22 protein-coding genes and 1 tRNA gene are annotated in these 20,098 nt (G+C 57.9%); 17 read left to right on the top strand and 6 right to left on the bottom strand.

What is annotated here, in order from left to right; genetic code table 11:
* Positions 1-60: 60 nt before the first annotated feature.
* From P5706_RS01395 to relB, 3 genes are all read right to left on the bottom strand, one after another.
* On the bottom strand, positions 61-1,026 hold the full coding sequence (locus P5706_RS01395) for an arsenic resistance protein (protein WP_285678384.1): 966 nt from the start codon (positions 1,024-1,026) through the stop codon (positions 61-63).
* 80 nt (positions 1,027-1,106) lie between these two features.
* Positions 1,107-1,376: a type II toxin-antitoxin system RelE/ParE family toxin gene (locus P5706_RS01390; protein WP_285678383.1), complete on the bottom strand. Its 270-nt coding sequence runs from the start codon at positions 1,374-1,376 to the stop codon at positions 1,107-1,109.
* Positions 1,366-1,557, bottom strand: a complete 192-nt coding sequence (relB, locus tag P5706_RS01385) for a type II toxin-antitoxin system RelB family antitoxin (protein ID WP_056860716.1) — start codon at positions 1,555-1,557, stop codon at positions 1,366-1,368. The genes P5706_RS01390 and relB overlap by 11 nt, the downstream gene beginning before the upstream one ends.
* A 181-nt stretch (positions 1,558-1,738) precedes the next feature.
* Here relB and P5706_RS01380 point away from each other — a divergent pair, with 181 nt between their 5' ends.
* Both P5706_RS01380 and P5706_RS01375 read left to right on the top strand, forming a co-directional pair.
* A complete protein-coding gene (locus tag P5706_RS01380; RefSeq protein WP_502945427.1) occupies positions 1,739-2,680 on the top strand; it encodes an alpha/beta hydrolase family protein in 942 nt (313 codons plus the stop codon).
* Between the two features lie 72 nt (positions 2,681-2,752).
* Positions 2,753-3,166, top strand: coding sequence for a hypothetical protein (locus tag P5706_RS01375; protein WP_285678381.1), 414 nt, complete (start codon positions 2,753-2,755; stop codon positions 3,164-3,166).
* A 519-nt stretch (positions 3,167-3,685) separates the two neighbouring features.
* Here P5706_RS01375 and gabP read toward each other — a convergent pair.
* Positions 3,686-5,077 (bottom strand): GABA permease, encoded by a 1,392-nt coding sequence (gabP, locus tag P5706_RS01370; protein ID WP_285678380.1) that lies wholly within the window; start codon positions 5,075-5,077, stop codon positions 3,686-3,688.
* A gap of 554 nt (positions 5,078-5,631) precedes the next feature.
* Between gabP and P5706_RS01365 the strand changes: the two genes are divergently transcribed.
* The 5 genes from P5706_RS01365 to P5706_RS01345 all read left to right on the top strand — a co-directional run bounded on the left by P5706_RS01365 (position 5,632) and on the right by P5706_RS01345 (position 9,840).
* A complete protein-coding gene (locus tag P5706_RS01365) occupies positions 5,632-6,405 on the top strand; it encodes an ABC transporter ATP-binding protein (RefSeq protein WP_017138656.1) in 774 nt (257 codons plus the stop codon).
* A 13-nt stretch (positions 6,406-6,418) separates the two neighbouring features.
* Entirely contained in the window at positions 6,419-7,171 is a 753-nt protein-coding gene (locus P5706_RS01360) for an ABC transporter substrate-binding protein (protein ID WP_017138657.1), read from the top strand.
* 77 nt (positions 7,172-7,248) lie between these two features.
* Positions 7,249-7,944: an ABC transporter permease gene (locus tag P5706_RS01355; RefSeq protein WP_017138658.1), complete on the top strand. Its 696-nt coding sequence runs from the start codon at positions 7,249-7,251 to the stop codon at positions 7,942-7,944.
* A 38-nt stretch (positions 7,945-7,982) separates the two neighbouring features.
* Entirely contained in the window at positions 7,983-8,672 is a 690-nt protein-coding gene (locus P5706_RS01350) for an ABC transporter permease (protein ID WP_285682634.1), read from the top strand.
* Positions 8,653-9,840, top strand: a complete 1,188-nt coding sequence (locus P5706_RS01345; protein ID WP_285678379.1) for a methyltransferase — start codon at positions 8,653-8,655, stop codon at positions 9,838-9,840. The genes P5706_RS01350 and P5706_RS01345 overlap by 20 nt, the downstream gene beginning before the upstream one ends.
* 241 nt (positions 9,841-10,081) lie before the next feature.
* Here the strand turns inward: P5706_RS01345 and bcsQ (P5706_RS01340) are convergent, their stop codons facing one another.
* A complete protein-coding gene (gene bcsQ / locus P5706_RS01340; protein WP_285678378.1) occupies positions 10,082-10,981 on the bottom strand; it encodes a cellulose biosynthesis protein BcsQ in 900 nt (299 codons plus the stop codon).
* 167 nt (positions 10,982-11,148) lie between these two features.
* The gene (gene bcsQ, locus P5706_RS01335; protein ID WP_285678377.1) at positions 11,149-12,027 is read right to left on the bottom strand and encodes a cellulose biosynthesis protein BcsQ; all 879 of its coding nucleotides are present in this window, start codon (positions 12,025-12,027) and stop codon (positions 11,149-11,151) included.
* A 411-nt stretch (positions 12,028-12,438) separates the two neighbouring features.
* Here bcsQ (P5706_RS01335) and P5706_RS01330 point away from each other — a divergent pair, with 411 nt between their 5' ends.
* From P5706_RS01330 to P5706_RS01285, 10 genes are all read left to right on the top strand, one after another.
* On the top strand, positions 12,439-12,672 hold the full coding sequence (locus tag P5706_RS01330) for a DUF2790 domain-containing protein (protein ID WP_285678376.1): 234 nt from the start codon (positions 12,439-12,441) through the stop codon (positions 12,670-12,672).
* A 127-nt stretch (positions 12,673-12,799) separates the two neighbouring features.
* Positions 12,800-12,875, top strand: a tRNA-Thr gene (locus tag P5706_RS01325).
* A gap of 172 nt (positions 12,876-13,047) precedes the next feature.
* Positions 13,048-14,382, top strand: a complete 1,335-nt coding sequence (locus P5706_RS01320; protein ID WP_038445261.1) for a tyrosine-type recombinase/integrase — start codon at positions 13,048-13,050, stop codon at positions 14,380-14,382.
* Between the two features lies 1 nt (position 14,383).
* A complete protein-coding gene (locus tag P5706_RS01315) occupies positions 14,384-14,713 on the top strand; it encodes a hypothetical protein (protein WP_038445259.1) in 330 nt (109 codons plus the stop codon).
* An 896-nt stretch (positions 14,714-15,609) separates the two neighbouring features.
* On the top strand, positions 15,610-16,587 hold the full coding sequence (locus tag P5706_RS01310) for an integrase domain-containing protein (protein ID WP_038445257.1): 978 nt from the start codon (positions 15,610-15,612) through the stop codon (positions 16,585-16,587).
* Positions 16,584-16,859: a hypothetical protein gene (locus P5706_RS01305; protein ID WP_038445255.1), complete on the top strand. Its 276-nt coding sequence runs from the start codon at positions 16,584-16,586 to the stop codon at positions 16,857-16,859. The genes P5706_RS01310 and P5706_RS01305 overlap by 4 nt, the downstream gene beginning before the upstream one ends.
* A gap of 192 nt (positions 16,860-17,051) precedes the next feature.
* Positions 17,052-17,885, top strand: coding sequence for a TIGR04255 family protein (locus P5706_RS01300; RefSeq protein ID WP_014336078.1), 834 nt, complete (start codon positions 17,052-17,054; stop codon positions 17,883-17,885).
* Between the two features lie 3 nt (positions 17,886-17,888).
* Complete coding sequence (locus tag P5706_RS01295) at positions 17,889-18,569, top strand: hypothetical protein (protein WP_038445253.1); 681 nt, start codon at positions 17,889-17,891, stop codon at positions 18,567-18,569.
* 11 nt (positions 18,570-18,580) lie between these two features.
* Positions 18,581-19,444 (top strand): hypothetical protein, encoded by an 864-nt coding sequence (locus P5706_RS01290; protein WP_014336076.1) that lies wholly within the window; start codon positions 18,581-18,583, stop codon positions 19,442-19,444.
* A gap of 338 nt (positions 19,445-19,782) precedes the next feature.
* Positions 19,783-19,968, top strand: a complete 186-nt coding sequence (locus tag P5706_RS01285; RefSeq protein WP_038445250.1) for a hypothetical protein — start codon at positions 19,783-19,785, stop codon at positions 19,966-19,968.
* Positions 19,969-20,098 lie beyond the last annotated feature (130 nt).

Raw genomic sequence — 20,098 nt, 5'->3', positions numbered from 1 at the left:
ACTCCATGGTGCCGACTCCACCCCTGAATGACGCCTGAACAAATCCGAGTATTTATGGATCTATCGACCGGCGCGCCACACCAGCGCGGGAATCAGCCGGATGTAGAGTAGCTCGCCCACCAGCTCAAGCAGGGTTTGCACAATGACCGCCGTCGCGGCCAGCCCGCGCACATCTTCAGGCAGCGCCAAGGCCAGTGGCAGCACCACCAACGAGTTGCGCGTCGAAGCACTGAAGGTCACCGCCCGCGCTGCCACAGCAGGCAACGCAAACAGCCGCGCAGCCAGCGCGCCCATCAGCGGCGCCAGCAACAGGAAGCCGAGGTACACCGGGATCACCGGCAACAACAACGCGATATCACGCACCACCGAATTGATCTGCGAGCCGATCACCACAAACAGTACCAGCGCCATCGCGGGCACCGGCAGCCACGCCCAGGCGCTGTTCCAACACTTGATAATGCTTGAGCGCCGCGCCAGGGAGGTGGTCAACACCGCCAGGACCATCGGCAGCACAATCAGCAACAGGAACGCCTCGACAAACGGCCCCACCGCCACCACCACGGCGGACTGCGCGCCCATCATGAAGCTCAGGTACACCGGCAGCAGCACCAGTTGCAGCAACAACAGCACCGGCGTCGCCGCCAGCATCAGCCGCGAGTCACCCTTGCCGATATGGGTAAACACCACCACATAGTCGATACACGGCGTGAGCAACACCAGCAACGCGCCCACCAGCAACGCCGGGCGCTCCACCAGGCCTCGGGTCAACGCCCACACCAGCAAGGGCACCAGAATGAAATTGGCCAGCAGCAATGCGCAGATAAAGCGTTTGTTGCCCAGGCCCTGGCGCAGGTCCAGAAACGGAATTTGCAGGAACATGGCGTACATCAGCACTGCAATGGCAGGCGTGACCAACACGCCAAGCCCTTGGGCTGACAAGGGTACGAACACGCCAAATGCGGCCGCCAGGAGCACGGCGACGAAGTAGATCGGGATCTGGTTGTGTTCGAGGGTGTCGCGGGTCATGAGGACGCTCGAGTCGATCGCAAAGGTGCAAGCCTAGGCATCTACTGGCGGGAGGTCGAGTGGTAAAAGTGGGGCGCGTATCAGGGGTATTCCTGGCGAGCATGGAGTACCGTCAGTATCTCAATCCAATCTGTAATGCGATAAATCACCAGATAATTGGGATGCACAACAATTTCTCGTGTGCCCGAGACCCTCCCCAAGCGGTACAGGTAAGGATGCTGAGGAAGCGCCGTTGTCGCAGCCTCAATGGCTTCGTTCAGAAGACTGGCCGCAGCAACATTGTGCTCAACGATATAATTCAAAATTGCTCTGAGTTCAGCCCGCGCCTCAGGCCGCCACTCAACTCGCATCACGCTCTTTTCGCTTCAACTCAATCAAAGCTCGCATTTCAGCCATGACCTCGTCATGCGGAATACTCGGGCGTGGGTCATCAATCGAAGCCTGCACTTTGGCGCGGAACCAAAGGTCATAACTGGCAGCCTGCTCCTCGGTTTCAAATTCCGAAACGATGGGAGAAAGGGGAATGCTCATAGAGACCTCCGTAATGGGTACCTGCCAGTCTAAACGCTCCATGGTTTGCTGTCGTTCCTCTCGGATGTGTGGCGTTATCAGTAAGTGCCGAACATTAGTAGCACTGTCAGAGTGGGCACAAGTGCTGGCAAACTGAACAACTGTTACTAAAAAAATAAAAACAGGCACGGGCCGATAAACGATGAACTTGAATGACGCTTCTTTGCGAATGGCTGCGATCAACTCCAAACCAGGCCACGGCGATCCCTTCAAGGAACTCGCTGCCGACGGCTACCCAATCGGCGGCTTCACCTGGCGCCACCCGCGCACCGACCTCGAACGCCCGGTCGTCATCATCAACGCCGCCACCTCGGTCTGCTGCCGCCACTATTCACGCTTCGCCGACTATCTGTTTGCCAACGGCTTCGACGTGATCACCTACGACTATCGCGGCATCGGCGAATCCCGCAGCGGCTCGTTGCGAGGCTTCAAGGCGTCGTGGTCGGACTGGGGCGTGCTGGATTTCGAGGCGATGCTGCAACGTGCGCAACGGGAGTTTCCGGGGCAGCCGATTGATGTGGTCGGCCACAGTTTTGGGGGCTGCGCGGCAGGGCTCGGTGCTTCCGGCGCGGCGATTCGGCGCATCGTGACCGTCGGCGCGCAGTTTGCGTACTGGCGCGATTACGCGGCGAGCGGGCGCTGGCGCATGTTTGCCAAATGGCACGTGGTGATGCCGCTGGTGACAGCCCTGTACGGATATTTCCCAGGCAAGCGCATGGGCTGGCTGGAGGACACGCCGGCAGGCGTGGTGCGCGACTGGAGCATGCCGACACCGCGCTATGAAACGCGCCCCAGCGGGCGCGGCCTGGGCGTGCTGCCCTTTGCCCGGGTGAAGGCGCAGTTGCTGGCTATCAGCATCACCGACGATCCGTTTGGCACAGTGGCGGCTATTGAGCGACTGCTGGGCTATTTTGAAAACAGCGCGCGCACTCATCTGCGAATCGCGCCCGAGGACATCGGCGAAAAAGCCGTCGGGCATTTCGCTTTTTTTCGCAGTGAATATCAGGACCGGTTGTGGCCGATTGCGCTGCAATGGCTGCAGAAGGGCGAGCTGGCGCCAAGCACACCCGGTCAGCGCGTCTAGATTCCCTTGGGATTTCCCCCAACCTGCGCTTCAATACCCCACCCCGATTAAGTACCCAAGGACGTTGAGCCCATGGCCTCGCCGAACAAGCAGCAAAAACGTGCCCACCGGGCCAAGGCCAAGGCCAAGCAAAACCGCACCCAGCGCGCCGTCGCGACCAAGCCGGATGCGTTCGCTGGCGACGACAGCCGCATTGACCTTAAGTCGGTGGATTTGACCGAGTTGTTTGTCGAGATGCGCGCCGCCGGCGAAACCAGCCAGCAGGCGTTGTGTGCGGCATTCCTGGCGCACCCGCTGCTGGCCGTGGTGCTGGAGCAGGAAGGCGAAGAAGACGCGACAGATTTTATCCTGGCGGCGCTGATCGAATATCGCCAGTGGGCAACGGACACCGAGGATGAAGCCGCGGCGCTGGCGTGGATTGAATCCCCGCAGTTCCAGGCCGATTACGTGGCGGCCTCCCAGGCGCTGGCCAACGCCCAGGACTGACACAAAACAAAATGTGGGAGCGGGCTTGCCCGCGATGGGCATGGGTATCTACACAACTTTTGAAGGCAGCAAATTTCTCCTGTGGCGAGCAGGCTTGTCCTGCGTTGGGCTGCAAAGCAGCCCCTAACCCAGACGCTGAGTTCTTTCAGGAAAAGTGTAGTGCCTTTACTGGGGCCGCTCCGCAGCCCAACGCAGGACAAGCCTGCTCGCCACAACAGCCCACTTGCCACAGACGTTGTGTTCAACAGAAATTGTGTAGATACCTATGCCGCGATGGGGGCATGTCAGGCGAGGCATTTATCGACTGCCAGCCCGTCATCGCGGGCAAGCCCGGCTCCCACAGGGTTCAGTGGTTTTGGCTGATTCATCTGACCGACACAAAACAACTGTGGGAGCGGGCTTGCTCGCGAATGCGGTGGATCAGCCAGCACATCTGGCGACTGACACATCGCTTTCGCGAGCAAGCCCGCTCCCACACTTTTTTGAACTGCGGCGCTTTTGGCACCGCAGTTCATCACATCAATTGAGCACCGCAGCGCCTGCCTTCTGCGCCTTGCGACGGCTCGCCACAAACAGCCCAGCCAACACCACCAGCAAGCTCAGAATGCCGGTCGCGATGATCTCGACGCGGTGGGCTTCCTGGAACAGCATGATGGTCAACGTGCCGACGATGAACACCATCACCGCGTAGGTCAGGCCGGGGAACAGCCACATCTTGAAGACAATCTTCTCGCCCGCTGCCGTGCGTTTCTGGCGCATGCGCAGTTGCGACACGGCGATCACCAGGTACACCAGCAGTGCAATGGCGCCGGAGCTGGCCAGCAGGAATTCGAACACTGCAGCTGGCGCCACATAGTTGGCGAATACCGCCAGGAACGCAGCGCCGGTCGACAGCAACACGGCCCAGTAAGGCGTGCCGCTTTTGTTGATGCGCTTGGCCACGGCCGGTGCATCACCGCGACGGCCCAGGGAGAACAGCATGCGCGAAGCGGTGTACAGCGCCGAGTTGAGGCAGCTGGTCACGGCAACCAATACCACCAGGTCGACGATCAGCTTGGCATTCGGGATGCCCATGCGCTCAAGCACGGTCTGGTAAGAACCTACCGCCGCCAGGGTCGGATCGTTCCAAGGCACCAGGGACACCACGATGAAGATCGACAGCAGGTAGAACAAACCAATCCGCCAGATCACCGAGTTGGTGGCCTTGGTGATTTGCTGGCCAGGGTTCTTCGATTCGGCCGCTGCAATGGTGACGATTTCGGTGCCCATGAACGAGAACATGGTGGTCAGGATCGCTGCCAATACCGCGCCCATGCCGTTAGGCATAAAGCCTTGGGTGTCGAACAAGTGCGAGACACCGCTGACCTGGCTGGTCGGCAGGAAGCCGAAAATCGCCGCGAGGCCAAGGATCACAAACGCCACAATCGCCACGACTTTGATCAGCGCAAACCAGAACTCGAACTCACCGTAGTTCTTCACGCTGAACAGGTTGGTGGCCGTGAGCAGCAAGGTGATGATCAAGGTAAACGCCCAGATCGCCACATCGGGGAACCAGGCATGCAGGATGGTCGCAGCGGCGTTGGCTTCCAGTGGAATCACCAACACCCAGAACCACCAGTACAACCAGCCGATAGTGAAACCGGCCCAGTGACCGATCGCACGGTCGGCATAGGTGGAGAACGAACCGGTGTCCGGCGAGGCCACGGCCATTTCGGCGAGCATGCGCATCACCAACACCACCAGCGTGCCCGCAGCGGCGTAAGCCAGCAGTACAGCGGGGCCGGCGGCTGCAATCGCGTGGCCGGAGCCGACAAACAAACCGGCACCAATAACGCCGGCAATCGACAGCATGGTGACGTGACGCGGTTTGAGCCCCTGTTCGAGGTCATTGGAGCTTTGCGTACTACTCATTGACACACCTTTGCGAGGAATTGCGAAAACGGTCCGCCCGGCCTGCACGCTTTCTCGTGAAAAGAATCCAACGGGGCGTTCTTTATTTTTTACGCAAGATTTGCGCCAAAATATTACAGACCCGCGATTGACGCGGGCTGTAGGACAATTCATCAGCTCACGCAAGTCGTTGAGAACAATGGCATTCCGCTATAGCGTTACCGTGCGACCCACCTGCGGCACGAAAATACGCACCAAAAACACACACAAAAAGTACGTGACGCTCCATAAAAGGGCTGTTAAGGACCGTTTGCCCGGTTAACCCTTCCAACACCCGGCCAAAGCTGGCACCATCGCGCCCTTTTTTACGCGAAGCCTGTGGATTTATCGGGTTCGAACGTCTGTAGGTTGTTGATAGCGCGACACGCTGCTGTGCCGATGCGACACCTTGCCGCAGACCACCCGTTAACCGTCCGCAGCGCTGTTGGCTGCCATCCGAACGCTATGCTAGCTTGGCGCCTCGCCAGGAAGGCGGCCCAACAGCAAGAATGCACTGAACACAATGAGGACCGCACATGGCTGAGGCCGCGCCCGCGCTTGAAATCCGCAACTTGCATAAACGCTATGGTGAGCTGGAGGTACTCAAAGGTATCTCGCTGACCGCCCGCGACGGCGACGTGATCTCGATCCTGGGTTCCTCCGGTTCCGGCAAGTCCACCTTTTTGCGTTGCATCAACCTGCTGGAAAACCCACATCAGGGCCAGATTCTGGTGGCCGGTGAAGAACTCAAGCTCAAGGCTGCGAAAAACGGCGAGCTGATGGCCGCCGACGGCAAACAGATCAACCGCCTGCGCAGCGAAATCGGTTTTGTGTTTCAAAACTTTAACCTGTGGCCGCACATGAGCATCCTCGACAACATCATCGAGGCGCCCCGCCGTGTGCTCGGCCAGAGCAAGGCCGAGGCGATCGAAGTAGCCGAAGCCTTGCTGGCCAAGGTCGGCATCAGCGACAAGCGCCACGCCTACCCGGCGCAACTGTCCGGCGGCCAGCAACAACGCGCGGCGATTGCACGCACCTTGGCCATGCAGCCCAAAGTCATCCTGTTCGACGAGCCGACATCGGCGCTTGACCCGGAAATGGTCCAGGAAGTACTTAATGTGATCCGCGCACTGGCCGAAGAAGGCCGCACCATGCTGCTGGTCACCCATGAAATGGGCTTTGCCCGTCAGGTTTCCAGTGAAGTGGTGTTCCTGCACCAGGGCCTGGTCGAAGAGCAAGGATCGCCACAGCAGGTGTTTGAAAACCCGCTTTCGGCGCGCTGCAAACAATTCATGTCCAGCAACCGCTAACGGAGCAACATGCATGCAGAACTATAAAAAATTCCTTCTGGCCGCGGCCGTTTCGATGGCGTTCAGCGCCACGGCCATGGCAGAGACCTTGAAAATGGGGATCGAAGCGGCTTACCCGCCCTTCAACAATAAAGACGCCAGCGGCAACGTCGTGGGCTTTGACAAAGACATCGGCGACGCCCTGTGCGCCAAGATGAAAGTCGAGAAGTGCGAAGTGTACGTGTCCGACTGGGACGGCATCATCCCGGCCCTGAACGCCAAGAAGTTCGACTTCCTGGTGTCTTCGCTGTCGATCACCGATGAGCGTAAGCAGGCCGTCGACTTCACCGACCCGTACTACTCCAACAAGCTGCAGTTCATCGCACCTAAAGCCACAGCCGACTTCAAGACCGACGCCGGTTACCTGAAGGGCAAGATTATCGGTGCACAGCGCGCGACGCTGGCCGGTACTTACCTGGAAGACAAGCTGCCGGACACCACCGCCAAGCTCTACGACACCCAGGAAAACGCCTACCTCGACCTGACTTCCGGCCGTTTGGACGGGATTCTCGCCGACAAGTACGTGCAGTACGAATGGCTCAAGAGCAAAGACGGTTCGGCCTATGAGTTCAAAGGCGACCCGGTGGTAGAAAGCGACAAGATCGGTATCGCCGTACGCAAGGGCGACCCGCTGCGCGAGCGCCTGAACAAAGCCCTGGCAGAGATCAAGGCAGACGGCACCTACAAGAAGATCAACGACAAGTACTTCCCGTTCAGCATCGAATGATCTGAACGGCCTGACCGGCGCGCTTCTACTAGTAGCGCGCCGGCTTTCAGCAATGCCTGCCGCGATATGAAAACACCATGAATTTCGATCTCTACGGATTCGGCCCGGCGCTTGCCGCTGGCGCGCTGATGACCGTCAAACTGGCGCTCACGGCCCTGTGCCTGGGGCTGGTGCTGGGCCTTGCCGGCGCCTTGGCCAAGACTTCACCGTACAAGCCATTGCAATGGCTGGGCGGTGCTTACTCGACCATCGTTCGTGGCATTCCCGAGCTGTTGTGGGTGCTGCTGATTTACTTCGGCACCGTCAACCTGATGCGTGCCCTGGGCGAGTTTTTTGGCAACCCCGACCTTTCCCTCAGCGCCTTTGCCGCTGGGGTTATCGCCCTGGGCCTGTGCTTTGGCGCGTACGCCACGGAAGTGTTCCGCGGTGCGATTCTCGCCATTCCCAAGGGCCACCGCGAAGCCGGTGTGGCGCTGGGCCTGTCGAAGGTGCGGATTTTCACCCGCTTGATCATGCCGCAGATGTGGCGCATCGCCCTGCCGGGCCTGGGCAACCTGTTCATGATCCTGATGAAAGACACTGCGCTGGTGTCGGTGATCGGCCTTGAAGAAATCATGCGTCACGCGCAGATCGGCGTGACCGTGACCAAGCAGCCGTTCACCTTCTTTATGGTCGCGGCCTTTATGTACCTGGGCCTCACCGTGCTGGCCATGACCGGCATGTACTTCCTGGAAAAACGCGCCGCCCGCGGCTTTGCAAGGAGCACCCAATGAGCGGTGACTACAGCTGGCTGTCGCACTTCGACCTGGGCCTGAACTGGGCCGTGATCATCAAGTGGCTGCCCAAACTGGCCCAAGGCGCAACCCTGACCCTGGAACTGGTGGCCATCGCCGTGATCGCCGGTTTGCTGCTGGCGATTCCACTGGGTATCGCGCGCTCTTCGCGCCGTTGGTACGTGAGCGCCCTGCCCTACGCCTATATTTTCTTCTTCCGTGGCACGCCGCTGCTGGTGCAGTTGTTTCTGGTTTATTACGGCCTGGCGCAGTTCGATGCCGTGCGTGAGAGCTTCATGTGGCCGTACCTGCGCGATCCGTTCTGGTGTGCCACGACCACCATGACCTTGCACACCGCCGCCTATATCGCCGAGATCCTGCGCGGCGCGATCCAGGCCATCCCGCCGGGTGAGATCGAAGCGGCGCGTGCCTTGGGCATGTCCAAGCCCAAGACGCTGTTCTACATCATCCTGCCGCGTGCCTCGCGCATCGGCCTGCCGGCGTACAGCAACGAAGTGATCCTGATGCTCAAGGCCAGCGCACTGGCTAGCACCGTCACCCTGCTGGAACTGACCGGCATGGCGCGCACCATCATCGCCCGCACCTACTTACCGGTGGAGATCTTCTTCGCGGCCGGGCTGTTCTACCTGCTGATGGCCTACATCCTGGTGCGCGGCTTCAAACTGCTCGAACGCTGGCTGCGCGTCGATGCTTGCCAGGGACGTTGAAGCACGCTTCGCGGCGCTGGATGCGTTTCTAGTCGAGCACCAAGGGCTGTGGCGACCACGGCCCTTTACGCACCGGCACCTACCCTGGGAACACCAGCACCCCGAGCTGGCCCAGTGGCTGCGCCAGCGCTCGCTGGCCGATGCCGAAACCTGTCACAACCACCCGTATGACCTGCCGGCGCCTGCGCCTTTTCCACAGCTGGCATTTCAGGCAGCGCAGCTGAGCGCTGTGGGCAAGCTACCCGCACACGCGCTGGAGCCTGCCCGCCATCGCCTGAACGTGGATGTGCCCGGGCGCAAATGGCAGCAAATCGAGGCGTTCGGTGCCGCACTGAATTTTGCCGCAACACCCCTGCATTGGCTGGACTGGTGCGCCGGCAAAGGCCACCTCGGCCGGCGCTTGCTGCAACCCGGCCAACAACTGACTTGCCTTGAATACGACCCGGCGCTGATCGCCTCCGGCCAGGCCTTGAGCGAGCATCACGGCCTGGCCGTGACCCATCGCCTGCAAGACGTGATGGCCGATGTGGCAATCAGTGCCGAGCACACGCCCGTCGCCTTACATGCCTGCGGCGACCTGCATGTGCGGCTCTTGCACGTGGCCAGTGCAGCGGGCTGCAAACGCCTGGCGCTGGCACCTTGTTGCTATAACCGCATCGGTGCCGAGCGCTACCAAGCGTTGTCGATCGCCGGGCGCGCCTCGCAACTACAGCTTTCGGTCGACGACTTGGGATTACCCCTGAGCGAAACCGTCACTGCCGGCAACCGCGTGCGCCAGCAACGGGACACGTCCATGGCCCGGCGCCTGGGCTTTGATCAGTTGCAACGCGAACTGCGTGGCTGCGATGAGTACCTGCCCACGCCGTCCCTGCCCGCCAGCTGGCTGGATAAACCCTTCGCTGACTACTGCCAGGAACTGGCGCGTCTAAAGGATTTATCCACAGGTGAACAGGCTTGGGCGGCGCTGGAAGCACACGGCTGGCAGCGCTTGGCCGAGGTGCGCAACCTGGAGTTAGTCAGGGGATTGTTTCGGCGGCCGCTGGAACTGTGGCTGGTCTTGGATCGCGCGCTGTTCTTGAAAGAACAGGGCTACAAGGTTGAGATAGGCACCTTCTGCGAACCCACGCTAACGCCGCGCAACTTGATGGTGCTGGCGGAGCGCGATTAAGGGGCGAAACTTCCTACACGCGCCCTGTGGATAACTCTGTTGATGAATTCTTTACAGAGTCCGTAGCTATCAGCGCTACAGACCAAAACCCACCCTGGTCATTTTTTGTTCACAAAATAAAACGCACACAAAACAGGCAGTTGCAGCGTGTTGAGAACGGCTCCACAAAATGGCTGTTTGGTGACAGGCCCGACCAACCGATTGTGCATAAGCATCTGGCGCTAAGGGCATAAAGCGCGATTTAGGCGGTTCTTTTCGGTGCCTTCAGCACGCGGCAAATCTCGTTGATATCGTCGCCGGCCAGCCGCTTTGTGGCGTTGTCCAACGGGTCGGCCGCAAACGCCAGCGCTTCGTTGATCGCCATATCGCGATGCACCTCCAACGGCGCTTTGCCCAGGCGCTGTTTGAACGCCTCCAGCATATCCAGGCTAAAGGCGTTGCTCTCATCCACTTGGTTGACCACCACATGCACCACAGGCGGGCGTTCACCCTCCAGGTGCGGCGCGAGCAATACATCCAGATGATCAAGGGTGCCCAGGCACGCAGCATCCGCCTGGGCAATAACCAGCACCACATCGGCCACGCTCAGCGCTTGATGGAAGTAGACGTTGTTACCCGCAGGCGTATCGATGATCACCGTCTGCCGCTCACTCAAACCCAGGGCCGCCAGGCGCTGCGCCAACCAGCTGGGTTCGTGCTTGAGCCAGCGCTCAAGGTTCTCCTGCTGCTCTATGTCGATATCGCCAAAGGTAATGACCTGGCAACCGGCAAAGCCAAGCTGCTGCAGCGAGTTCCACTGCCCATGCTCCAGGCTGGTACGGCCGACACCCGGCAAGGTGCCACTGACGCCAAAGTGATGGTGCAGGGCATTTTGCGGGTCCAGGTCCAGCGCCACCACTGACTCGCCATGGCGCTGCAAACCGCTGCTCAACGCCGTGGCCAGGGTGCTGCGGCCGACACCGCCATTGATCGACACCAACGCCACCACTTTGGGGCGCAGCGCTGCTGGATGAGTCGATTGGGGATGGGTGTTTTCGTTTGCGGGCACGCTGCCAAAAAAGTGCATGCGTGCATTGATGCCGTCGGCATCGTGGCTGACGTTCTTGCCGAACAACGTCAACAGCTCTTCGCTAAGGCTCATGGGCAGCTCCTCACGACGCAGCTAAAGACGTGAAGGTCGGCAAGCAGGCACTTACCGCAGGTCTTATTATGGGCGTCTTAGTGAAGCATTCTGTGACAGGCGCGGGAAAGTGTCATTATTTTGCTGTTTTAACTGATCATTTTTTAGACAAGCGGTAAATGGTCAATTTAATGGCCATTGCTCGATAAATGCATCCGAACGCTCAGCGCCCGGCATAACGCACTCACATCCTGGGAGCCGCCGCTGTTCAACGCAGGGTCAAACGGGTCGCGCCCATAGGCCTGCGCCTCACTGAACGAAACATCACGCTGGACGGTGCCGAGTACGGCATCGCCCAAGCGCAGCTTGAACACTCCGGCCATGTCCTCGCTAAAAGAATGGCCGGCGTCGACCTGGTTGATCACGTAAAACCGCTGAGGCGGCGCCTCCCCCGCAAGGTAGGGCGCAAGCACCTCGTCCATCTTGGCCAAACGGCGAAACGAAGCGGCATCCGGCTGCACCACCACCAACACCAAATCAGCCACAGACAGCGCCTGGCTCAAGTACACCGTATTACCCGCCGGCACATCGATCACCACCGTGTCACTCGCACTGAGCCCCAACCCGGCCAGGCGCTTTGCGAGAAATGCCTGGTCCTGGCCGAGCCAGCGATTAAGGCTTTGCTGCTGCACAGCATCGGTTTCACCAAAGGTGACCAGGCGGCAGCCGGCAAAGCCGCGTTTAGGCAACGCTTGCCAGGTTTGATTAAGCAGGCTGGTAGCGCCCAGACCGGGCACATCAAAGCCTGGGCACAAGTGATGGCGCAGCGCGTTTTGCGGGTCCAACTCCAACGCCAGCGCCGGGTGGCCCTGGCGCTGCAAACCACTGGCAAGCGCGGCCGCCAACGTGCTGCGCCCCACACCGCCGGTGGCGGAAACCACCACCACGACCTTGGGTGCCACCGCATCCGTATACACCACGCCATGCGGCCCCTCTACCGCCTCATGACGATAGGGCGCAGTGCCCTGATTCAGCTGATGCAGCAACTGCTGAAAAGGCACCGCCACCTGCGACTCCCGCAAACAAGGCTCAGCCAGCGCGGTATATAGCTTGGTGATGTGATCTGCACGCCCCACTGGCTGCTCCTCCCTGTTGGGCCAATGAATAACTGGGCCGCATTGTGTGATATCACAGTGATGGTGTCAGTATTCTGGTGTTTGTATCCAAAACCTTTCAGATGAGCGGCATGGCGCCATTTTTATGGCTCCTCCTCTGCAAGGAGATATACCTCTATAAAACAACGCACTAGGCGGTCACTGTGTGTTTTTTAACCAATGCAAGCTCGCCGTTCGTATCAACAAGTACACAGATCCACACGCCATACACAACGAAACAAAACCCGCCCTGCGCGACACAGCCCGGATACCTTCCCGGCATTCAATGGCCTCACCCACCATTGCACCTGCGAGGCCAACACCATGAACACCAACAACTGGAAAACCCTAATCACCGCCACCCTGCTTGGCTTGACCTTCACCGCCCATGCCGAGGCAAGCCATAAGCCGGATATTCAGCGCGTACTGTCGACCACCGAAGACACCCGCTCGGGATGCGGGGTGGTGAACGCGCGCATGACGTACCTGAACGCCAAAGGCGAGACGCAGGTGTTGGCGTACATGAAATTTACCGACCAGTGTGGCGACGGCAATTGAGTCGGATTTGAGGCTCACGAGGGTAGGAAAAAGCAGCGAGCGTAAAAAAACCTTGGTATCTGCAAAAATAGTCAGAATTCAGGGGTTTACAGAAGCTTGGCAATCGCTATAATCGTCGCCCTAACACGCCGGTATAGCTCAGTTGGTAGAGCAACTGACTTGTAATCAGTAGGTCCCGGGTTCGACTCCTGGTGCCGGCACCATACAAGGTTCCAGAGAAGGCTTTCAAAATCTCTAGAACCCCCGAAAAACCCGCCTTCTGGCGGGTTTTTTCGTTTTGGCGTTCCATCGGTTTCCGTCAGAAACTGGTGGATTCCAACCGTTTTAAGGGTAGAGTTTGGGATACAGGTCACTTCGATAAAAGGGAGTACCCTTATGTCGCGCACCACTGCTCCACTCTCTGATTCGGCTTGCCGCTCAGCCAAGCCCACCGACCGCGCCTACAAGCTTTTCGACGGCGACGGCCTCTACCTCCTAGTCCAACCCAATGGCCGCAAAGGCTGGCGGCTCCGTTACGTCAAACCTGACGGACGGGAAGGACTGACCTCGTTCGGCAACTACCCCGTCATTGGCCTCGCCGATGCGCGCCGCAAGCGCTTGGAGATCAAGCGAATGCTGGCGGATGGCATTGATCCCATAGAGACCAAGCACCAAGCCAAGGCGGAAGCCGTGATCAAAGGCAGAACCTTTGAAAGCGTTGCGCTGGACTGGCACACAGAAATGTCGGCCAAGTGGGCACCAGGCCATTCCAAGACAGTGATGAGCCGCCTAAAAACCCACGTATTCCCGCTGATCGGCGCACGCGCCATTGTTGATCTCGACACCCATGACCTTATGCAGCCCTTGGAAGCGATCAAGAAGCGCGGAACGATAGACGTTGCTTTAAGGGTACAAAACTACCTGCAGAGCATCATGCGCGAGGCAAAGCGACTCCGGCTTATCACCGCAAACCCTGCTTACGACCTCGAAGGCTTGATCAAAGCCCCGCGGGTGATCCATCGCCCCGCTCTACCCTTATCGCGACTGCCGGAACTGCAAGAGCGGATCGACACCTATAAAGGCCGGGCACTTACCCGTCTGACGGTGATGCTGTCGCTCCATGTGTTTGTACGGTCCAGCGAGCTGCGCTTCGCCCGATGGAGCGAGTTCGACCTTAAGCGCGGCGTCTGGGAAATCCCGGACACTCGACCCGCGTTGGAGGGAGTAGCCTTTTCCACAAGGGGTACGAAGATGGCAGGGGATATCCATTTAGTACCCTTATCGCCGCAAGCAGTGGCCTTGCTTGAACAGATCCACGCACTCACCGGTAAATTCGACCTGGTGTTTGCAGGCGATGCCAAGCCCTGGAAACCCATGTCTGAAAACACCGTGAACAACGCGCTACGGACGATGGGATACGACACCAAAACCGATATCTGCGGACATGGGTTTCGTTCGATGGCCTGCAGCGCACTGATCGAGTCAGGATTGTGGTCCGAGACAGCCATTGAACGGCAGATGAGCCACAAGGAACGCAACAATGTCCGCGCCGCTTACATCCACAAGGCCGAATTCATTGAGGAACGCAGGCTGATCATGAACTGGTGGAGTCGGTACCTGGAGGCCAACCGACAGGAGCATGTCACTCCACACGAATTCGCCAACCAGATTGGAGATAACGTTACTCGCATAAAGGCGAAGCCTGGCATTGGCGCAGAGAGGAGGAGTTGATATGGATATCTCAACCGCACAAAGCATCAAGCTCGCCATTGTGTCGGCAACCGGACTGTCAAAAGACGCGCTGCATATCTATTTGGGCATGGCGGTCTATTTGACGTTGATCGTTGGCACCCGACGATTCAGGCCATACCTTGGCTGGCTGGTTGTTTTCATCATTGCGTGTGCAGGCGAGTGGGTAGATCGGCGAGACGATATTGGAAGCTTCGGGTACTGGCGCTGGCAGGCAAGCGCTCACGACGTTCTCAACACGTTATTTTGGCCGACGGTGCTAACACTACTTTGGCTTTTAAAGTGCCGCAGTAAAGTAAGCGTACATCCGTAAGGCTCTCGCAATCTGCTCTGCCACGCGGGTCCATCCAAACAGGGCTGCAAAGCCGCCCTGTTTGGATGGACCTCACTTAAAAAATCTAAAGCCCACGCAACTGTCTGTGGAAAACCACGGATTTCCACCGGTGGATAATTTCATCCACAGCCGCAGAACTCCCGAAAATTGGGGCCTTGACCCAAATTATCCACAGGCGTAGAAAAGATCGAGCAAAGCGCTGTCGTCGACAGCAACCCAGGTAGCCAGAACCTTCAAGGCTACGCCACACGGTGGTGGTTCTCCCAAAGTGCGATTAGCGTCCGGTGGCTCGCACAGTCACAGCGATGTGATGGATGCCTACTTCTATCAGAGTGCCCACTGCGGCAACTCACCCCTTTCATAGCTGCCCTGCAGCAACCTATCCGCTTGGCCATTTCCTTGCGCCAACCTGCGCCCGTCTCTTTCTCCCGGAAAGAGACGGGCGCTCCTACCGCTGCTGCAGCCCAACTCGTACAAGGCTTTGCGGCATTCCCCCTCGTGACAATCGGCGTGACAAACACCGAAGTCACCAGCAACAGCGATGCAGATGATGGTGTCGCAGCCCAGGGAATGGACTGAACCTGACTGACAGTCAGGCATGCCCCGGTCATCACATCACTGCCTTCACTCGACTCAGGATCTCGCGGCGTTGGTTTCGTCAGCCAGCACAGCCTCCACCCGCCCACTTCTTCGGAAGTGTTCAGGAGGCCAGATCATGAGATGCCCACGCTCCCGGTCGTAAGGAGCCGCCAGTCCCGCGTTAATGGACAACCCTCACAGGTCGCAGGGGCCTTGATCCCTGATAACACTCAACATTCTTGGCGGGATGACGTGGGGAAAGTTTTAAAAGTTTTGGCTTCGAGAGGAGTTTGATCATGGCGCTGGTGGGCAGACGAGATGGGCGCAATTTTGGCTATGGCCGGCAACTGAGCTATGCCGGGCCGCAAGCGCTGAGAGACATGTTCGGTGGCGGGCACTACGGGACCGTTAAAGCGCACTGTGATCGTTGGCAGGCATTCGTGCGCTGGTGCCGCTCAGACGATGGACCAGGACTCAACGATGCACGACAGGTAGATCGTCAGATCTTGGCGGATTACGTGGCGCATCTGCGTCACTTGGTCGATCGCGGCGACCTCTCCATCGCCACCGCACAAAATCGATTGTCCAGCGTCAACCGAACCATGGCGGCGCTTCGCGGTGATCAGTACGTGAAAGTGCCGAGTCCGAGCAAAGCGCTGGGAATGCAGCGCACCACCATCCGCACGACAGCTCCACAAGGCCAGGATCGCGAACACCTGATGCGAATCGTCGAGACGCTCAGCGAACAGCACTCTCGTGCCGCGGCCATCGCTCAGTTAGCGCGGGCCACCGGAATGCGCCTGCGCGAGGCCATTTTGGCCGACTTACCGCGCTTAAAACGTGAGGCCGAACACTACGGCAAGATCAACATCCAGGATGGCACCAAAGGGGGGCGCTCAGGTGCCTCGGCACCTCGCTGGATCAGAGTGGATGATCATATTCACGAAGCTTTGAGATTCGCCGAACAGGTCTCACCCCGCGGCAGCCACAACCTGCTTGCGCCGAATGAAAGATACCTCGATTTCCAACGGGAAATCGTCCGTCCCGCGCGGGACCTTCTCCATAAGCACAACCTCAAAGGCTTTCACGAGCTACGGGCGGCGTTTGCTTGTGAGCGCTATGAGCAAATTACCCAGCACCAAGCGCCGGTTAATGGTGGTCAGTGCTATGCCGTGGATCGGCGTCTTGACTGTGAGGCTCGCATGCAGATCAGCAAAGAACTGGGGCACAGTCGGATCGACGTTGCCGCTGCCTATATTGGAGGACGGACATGAGTAAGGCGTTTGATATGGAGATGTTCCTAGGTGGCGTGCTGACTGGATCGCATGCAACGCAGCAGCGGCATTTGCGGCAAGCCAGGATTATTAGCGCCGAGATCGCAGCGCGATGGCGGCGAGAGACGCCATGGAGCTGGCAGAGAAAACACCTAATTTGGTTTATGGACCATCGGCTAGCTGGGCGTAGTGAAGCGACTCGTTACTATTACCTGCTTACCGTCCGACTGCTCGCTCAGCGCCTACAGACGTCATGGACTTTCAATCTCTAAGTGGCACCTGATACCGATAGCAATCAACCCAAAAGCAACTGACCTTGACTAGTGGCTTTTTGCGTAGGCATCAGTCAGCTCCCCTTGATGAGCGCTGATGTCGAGCTCTAGACACAGCGGACACTCATCCGCTTGCTAGAGTGTAAACCTAGCTGTAAACTGTCAATCAAAGTGTCAAGCTGAGTAATCGAAATGGGAAAGAAATACGCAAACGCCCCAGTCTACTTCACCATCGGCCAGGTGCGTCACAACACACTGCTGTCACTGAAGGCTTACCTTCCGGCTATTCAGGAGCGGATGCGCAAGGCTGGTTACCCTGATTTCAAAAGCGCTCAGCAGATGCAATTCTCTTTTGGTGCTATTACAGGCGGGGATGACACGCAGCCTTTCCAGCCGGGCGTACAGCAGATCGAAAGCTATACGTTCTCCAACCTCGAAGGTACTCAAGGCTTTCTGATGGAGCCGAGTGCGCTTTCGTTTCGCTGCACTGAATACGAGACCTTTCCGAAGTTCTATGCTGAATTGGAACGGGGTTTGAGCATTCTGGAGGAAGCGGTCGACGGTCTCGCTTATTTTGAGCGCTTAGGCCTGAGGTACCTCGATGCTGTAGTACCTGCTGAAGGGGAAACCTTACAGCAGTACCTTGCTCGAGAGGTGTGGGGAACACCAGCCTCGCTCGATCTCAACCAGATGTACCAGTTCGAAGGGCAACCACTGACTTACAATCATTCTTTTGCCGAGTCGTCGGCCACCATCCCAAGCATAGGGCAGGTGGTCTCGCGGGTGGTTGCCCAGAACAGCGAACTGCGCTTTCCACCAGACCTGCTGCCAGATCCGCTCAAAGTTGGCGAGCGCTTCAGAGGACTCAATGGTCAGCACGCAACCGTTGACGTCGACGCCAGTTTTTCCGAGCGCCGAAAGTACGACTCGACCGAAATCAAAGATAGGTTTCAACACCTTCACGACCTCGTTGAGCTGTTCTTCAACGCGACTGTGACGGACTACGCACGGAAAGCATGGAGTTAACCTATGAGCACAATGTACGCGCCATCTCCAAACCCGGGAATGGCAAACCGATCATTTAATGCAGCAAGCCGGCATCTCGAATCCGAACGAGAGAAGGTCAAGCGCACGGCAGGCAGCGCAGCACTGGCTTGGGGCTACGGCCTGACTGTTGCCTTTGCACTATGCCTTGGAACCTTGTCACCACAACCCCAACCTCGCGAGAACCGGGCTAGCAAGGAATACAAAGAATCGGCTCAAGGCATCGCCAAGCATGAGCAAACAACTGCCCCACGGACAACCGCAGAAGCTATGTCTTACGTACGCAACACCTTGAAACCAGCGGTGACCGAATTGGCATTGATCTTCGGAGTTTCGAGGCAGGCGATTTATAACTGGCAAGCCGGTGAGCACATCTCAGAGGGCAACCAAGCCCTGCTCTACGAACTGGCCGCAGCGGCCGATCGTATCGTGGCCCATCCGCTAGCAGGACAAGTGAACGCCAAGCGGAAGCTCCCAGGCGGCAAATCTCTATTTGAAGCTGTTGCCGGAGGCATGTCGGGTGTAGAGGCAGCTGGGAAACTCATCGCTATGGCTCAAAAGGAAGGCGCACAACGTGCAGCAATGGACTCGAGACTGAAAACTCGAAATCGGGCCGCCGTAGATCTCGCGTCGATCGGCTCACCCCATTTGCAAGACAGAGCATGAGGTAGCAGTTGATGGTGAGCTGGAGTCGATCAACACCGTGGCGACAAGGTTATATTGTCGATAGCGAAACACTCGCCCAGCTCGGCATCACCATCGACGGCGATGACCAGGAAAAAATCATCGCAGCCGTCGCCACGCATGATTGCGACCTTGCGCAGCTAGCATACGGCGAACCGGAGGTGGAGCTCATTTTAGGGAAGGTCCTGACGGACAAACTTGATGGGAACTATACGCACTGCAAAACCGCGAGGCGCCTACATATCGAACTGACTGGCACGGACGAGCACTTACTTTGCGAATTCGATGCAAGCAAGCGGGTTAGGGTTCAGAAGGAGCATAAGGATCCGTCCAAGGCATTTGTGTCCTACGAGCCGACTCGGGCTGCCTTGATGAACGGCCAGGAACGAAGCATCTTCCAGCGCTGGCTAGCAGCAAGATATCGCCGATCATCGTTCCCGGACGAGTTTGACCGCAGGCTGCGAGATACAAAGGTTGCCGATCGACTTGCCAGGCTTTTTAAAGAGTCCGGGAACCACATTCCAGCAGTGTTCTTTGACGTTGATCAGGGGACGGAGAGAACCCGAGAAGGATCGGACGATCTTTACGAGCTCGCGATCTTGGTTCTCTACAAAACCGACGAAGATCCTGAGACTGCGGAAGAAGCAGCCTTGGCTGCAGCAAAGGCCATCGACGAACTTTTTCTGAGCCGCTGCAGAACAGGCGCGAATCAGGCTTGGGAATGGATCGAGCTGACAGAAATCAACGTGATATCCGATGAGGCGCTGACCTATGGTCAGTCGCTAAACCTGATCAGATGGCAGGCTGACTATGTGAGCTTGCGAAGCGACCCAGCGCAGCCAATTTTTGACGTCTGAGTGAAAAAATCTCAACTTCTGAGCCAACGGCCTGAAAACGAAGGGAAAATTAGAGGAGAAGGGTTGACGGCAAGATGATATGACAGGATAATTATAATTGCCGATAGCTTTTTTATCGACAAAAAAGCCCACCAATGTTTGCAGCATTGGCAGGCGATTTGAACCGTGCAATGGATGTTTTTGCAGAACTCCAAAGCACAATTAGAAAACAAACCCGGAGGTCAGGTTTCCATACTCGGGAAGAGATTCTACGTACATATCGATCTCTTTACAACACCTGCTTGACTAGCGGCATTTGCAGTGTCGCAAGTACTTCCGGGTTCTCTTGGAGAATCCGTATGACTTTGATTTGCAGACCCTTCATTACCCTCCGCAACGGCAAACGCCTTTTCGCACACGAGGTTGGTAAAACCGCGTTCTGCTTTGAGGTAGATGAAGTTCGGAAGGCGAAGCAACCAGAAGGAGCCGGTGAGCAAGGTACGCTCGACCTGACGGACGACAGCGCACCATCCAAGCCTCACTGATGTAGATAGAAAGCCCGGTAAGCTCAATCGCTTGCCGGGCTTTTTTGCTAAAATTTCTTTAGCACTGTTTTCAGCTTCCGGCCATTTTCCGCCATGGCCGCTTCCCACGCATTTATAGCAGTCAGCTCAA

It is taken from the genome of Pseudomonas sp. ChxA (assembly GCF_030263855.1).
Classification (GTDB): Bacteria; Pseudomonadota; Gammaproteobacteria; order Pseudomonadales; family Pseudomonadaceae; genus Aquipseudomonas; species Aquipseudomonas fluorescens_CB.
The sequence above is the reverse complement of the archived record's forward strand: the minus strand, read 5'-3'. Positions and strand labels throughout refer to the sequence as shown.

Excerpts from the sequence above, each read along its gene's own strand:
- P5706_RS01320 (WP_038445261.1), top strand. The coding sequence starts at position 13,048 with ATGTCGCGCACCACTGCTCCACTCTCTGATTCGGCTTGCCGCTCAGCC.
- P5706_RS01390 (WP_285678383.1), bottom strand. The coding sequence starts at position 1,376 with ATGCGAGTTGAGTGGCGGCCTGAGGCGCGGGCTGAACTCAGAGCAATT.
- P5706_RS01365 (WP_017138656.1), top strand. The coding sequence starts at position 5,632 with ATGGCTGAGGCCGCGCCCGCGCTTGAAATCCGCAACTTGCATAAACGC.
- bcsQ (WP_285678378.1), bottom strand. The coding sequence starts at position 10,981 with ATGAGCCTTAGCGAAGAGCTGTTGACGTTGTTCGGCAAGAACGTCAGC.
- P5706_RS01360 (WP_017138657.1), top strand. The coding sequence starts at position 6,419 with ATGCAGAACTATAAAAAATTCCTTCTGGCCGCGGCCGTTTCGATGGCG.
- P5706_RS01285 (WP_038445250.1), top strand. The coding sequence starts at position 19,783 with ATGACTTTGATTTGCAGACCCTTCATTACCCTCCGCAACGGCAAACGC.
- P5706_RS01295 (WP_038445253.1), top strand. The coding sequence starts at position 17,889 with ATGAGCACAATGTACGCGCCATCTCCAAACCCGGGAATGGCAAACCGA.
- gabP (WP_285678380.1), bottom strand. The coding sequence starts at position 5,077 with ATGAGTAGTACGCAAAGCTCCAATGACCTCGAACAGGGGCTCAAACCG.
- P5706_RS01315 (WP_038445259.1), top strand. The coding sequence starts at position 14,384 with ATGGATATCTCAACCGCACAAAGCATCAAGCTCGCCATTGTGTCGGCA.
- P5706_RS01345 (WP_285678379.1), top strand. The coding sequence starts at position 8,653 with ATGCTTGCCAGGGACGTTGAAGCACGCTTCGCGGCGCTGGATGCGTTT.
- P5706_RS01355 (WP_017138658.1), top strand. The coding sequence starts at position 7,249 with ATGAATTTCGATCTCTACGGATTCGGCCCGGCGCTTGCCGCTGGCGCG.
- relB (WP_056860716.1), bottom strand. The coding sequence starts at position 1,557 with ATGAGCATTCCCCTTTCTCCCATCGTTTCGGAATTTGAAACCGAGGAG.
- P5706_RS01380 (WP_502945427.1), top strand. The coding sequence starts at position 1,739 with ATGAACTTGAATGACGCTTCTTTGCGAATGGCTGCGATCAACTCCAAA.
- P5706_RS01305 (WP_038445255.1), top strand. The coding sequence starts at position 16,584 with ATGAGTAAGGCGTTTGATATGGAGATGTTCCTAGGTGGCGTGCTGACT.
- P5706_RS01290 (WP_014336076.1), top strand. The coding sequence starts at position 18,581 with ATGGTGAGCTGGAGTCGATCAACACCGTGGCGACAAGGTTATATTGTC.
- P5706_RS01375 (WP_285678381.1), top strand. The coding sequence starts at position 2,753 with ATGGCCTCGCCGAACAAGCAGCAAAAACGTGCCCACCGGGCCAAGGCC.
- P5706_RS01330 (WP_285678376.1), top strand. The coding sequence starts at position 12,439 with ATGAACACCAACAACTGGAAAACCCTAATCACCGCCACCCTGCTTGGC.
- P5706_RS01300 (WP_014336078.1), top strand. The coding sequence starts at position 17,052 with ATGGGAAAGAAATACGCAAACGCCCCAGTCTACTTCACCATCGGCCAG.
- P5706_RS01395 (WP_285678384.1), bottom strand. The coding sequence starts at position 1,026 with ATGACCCGCGACACCCTCGAACACAACCAGATCCCGATCTACTTCGTC.
- P5706_RS01310 (WP_038445257.1), top strand. The coding sequence starts at position 15,610 with ATGGCGCTGGTGGGCAGACGAGATGGGCGCAATTTTGGCTATGGCCGG.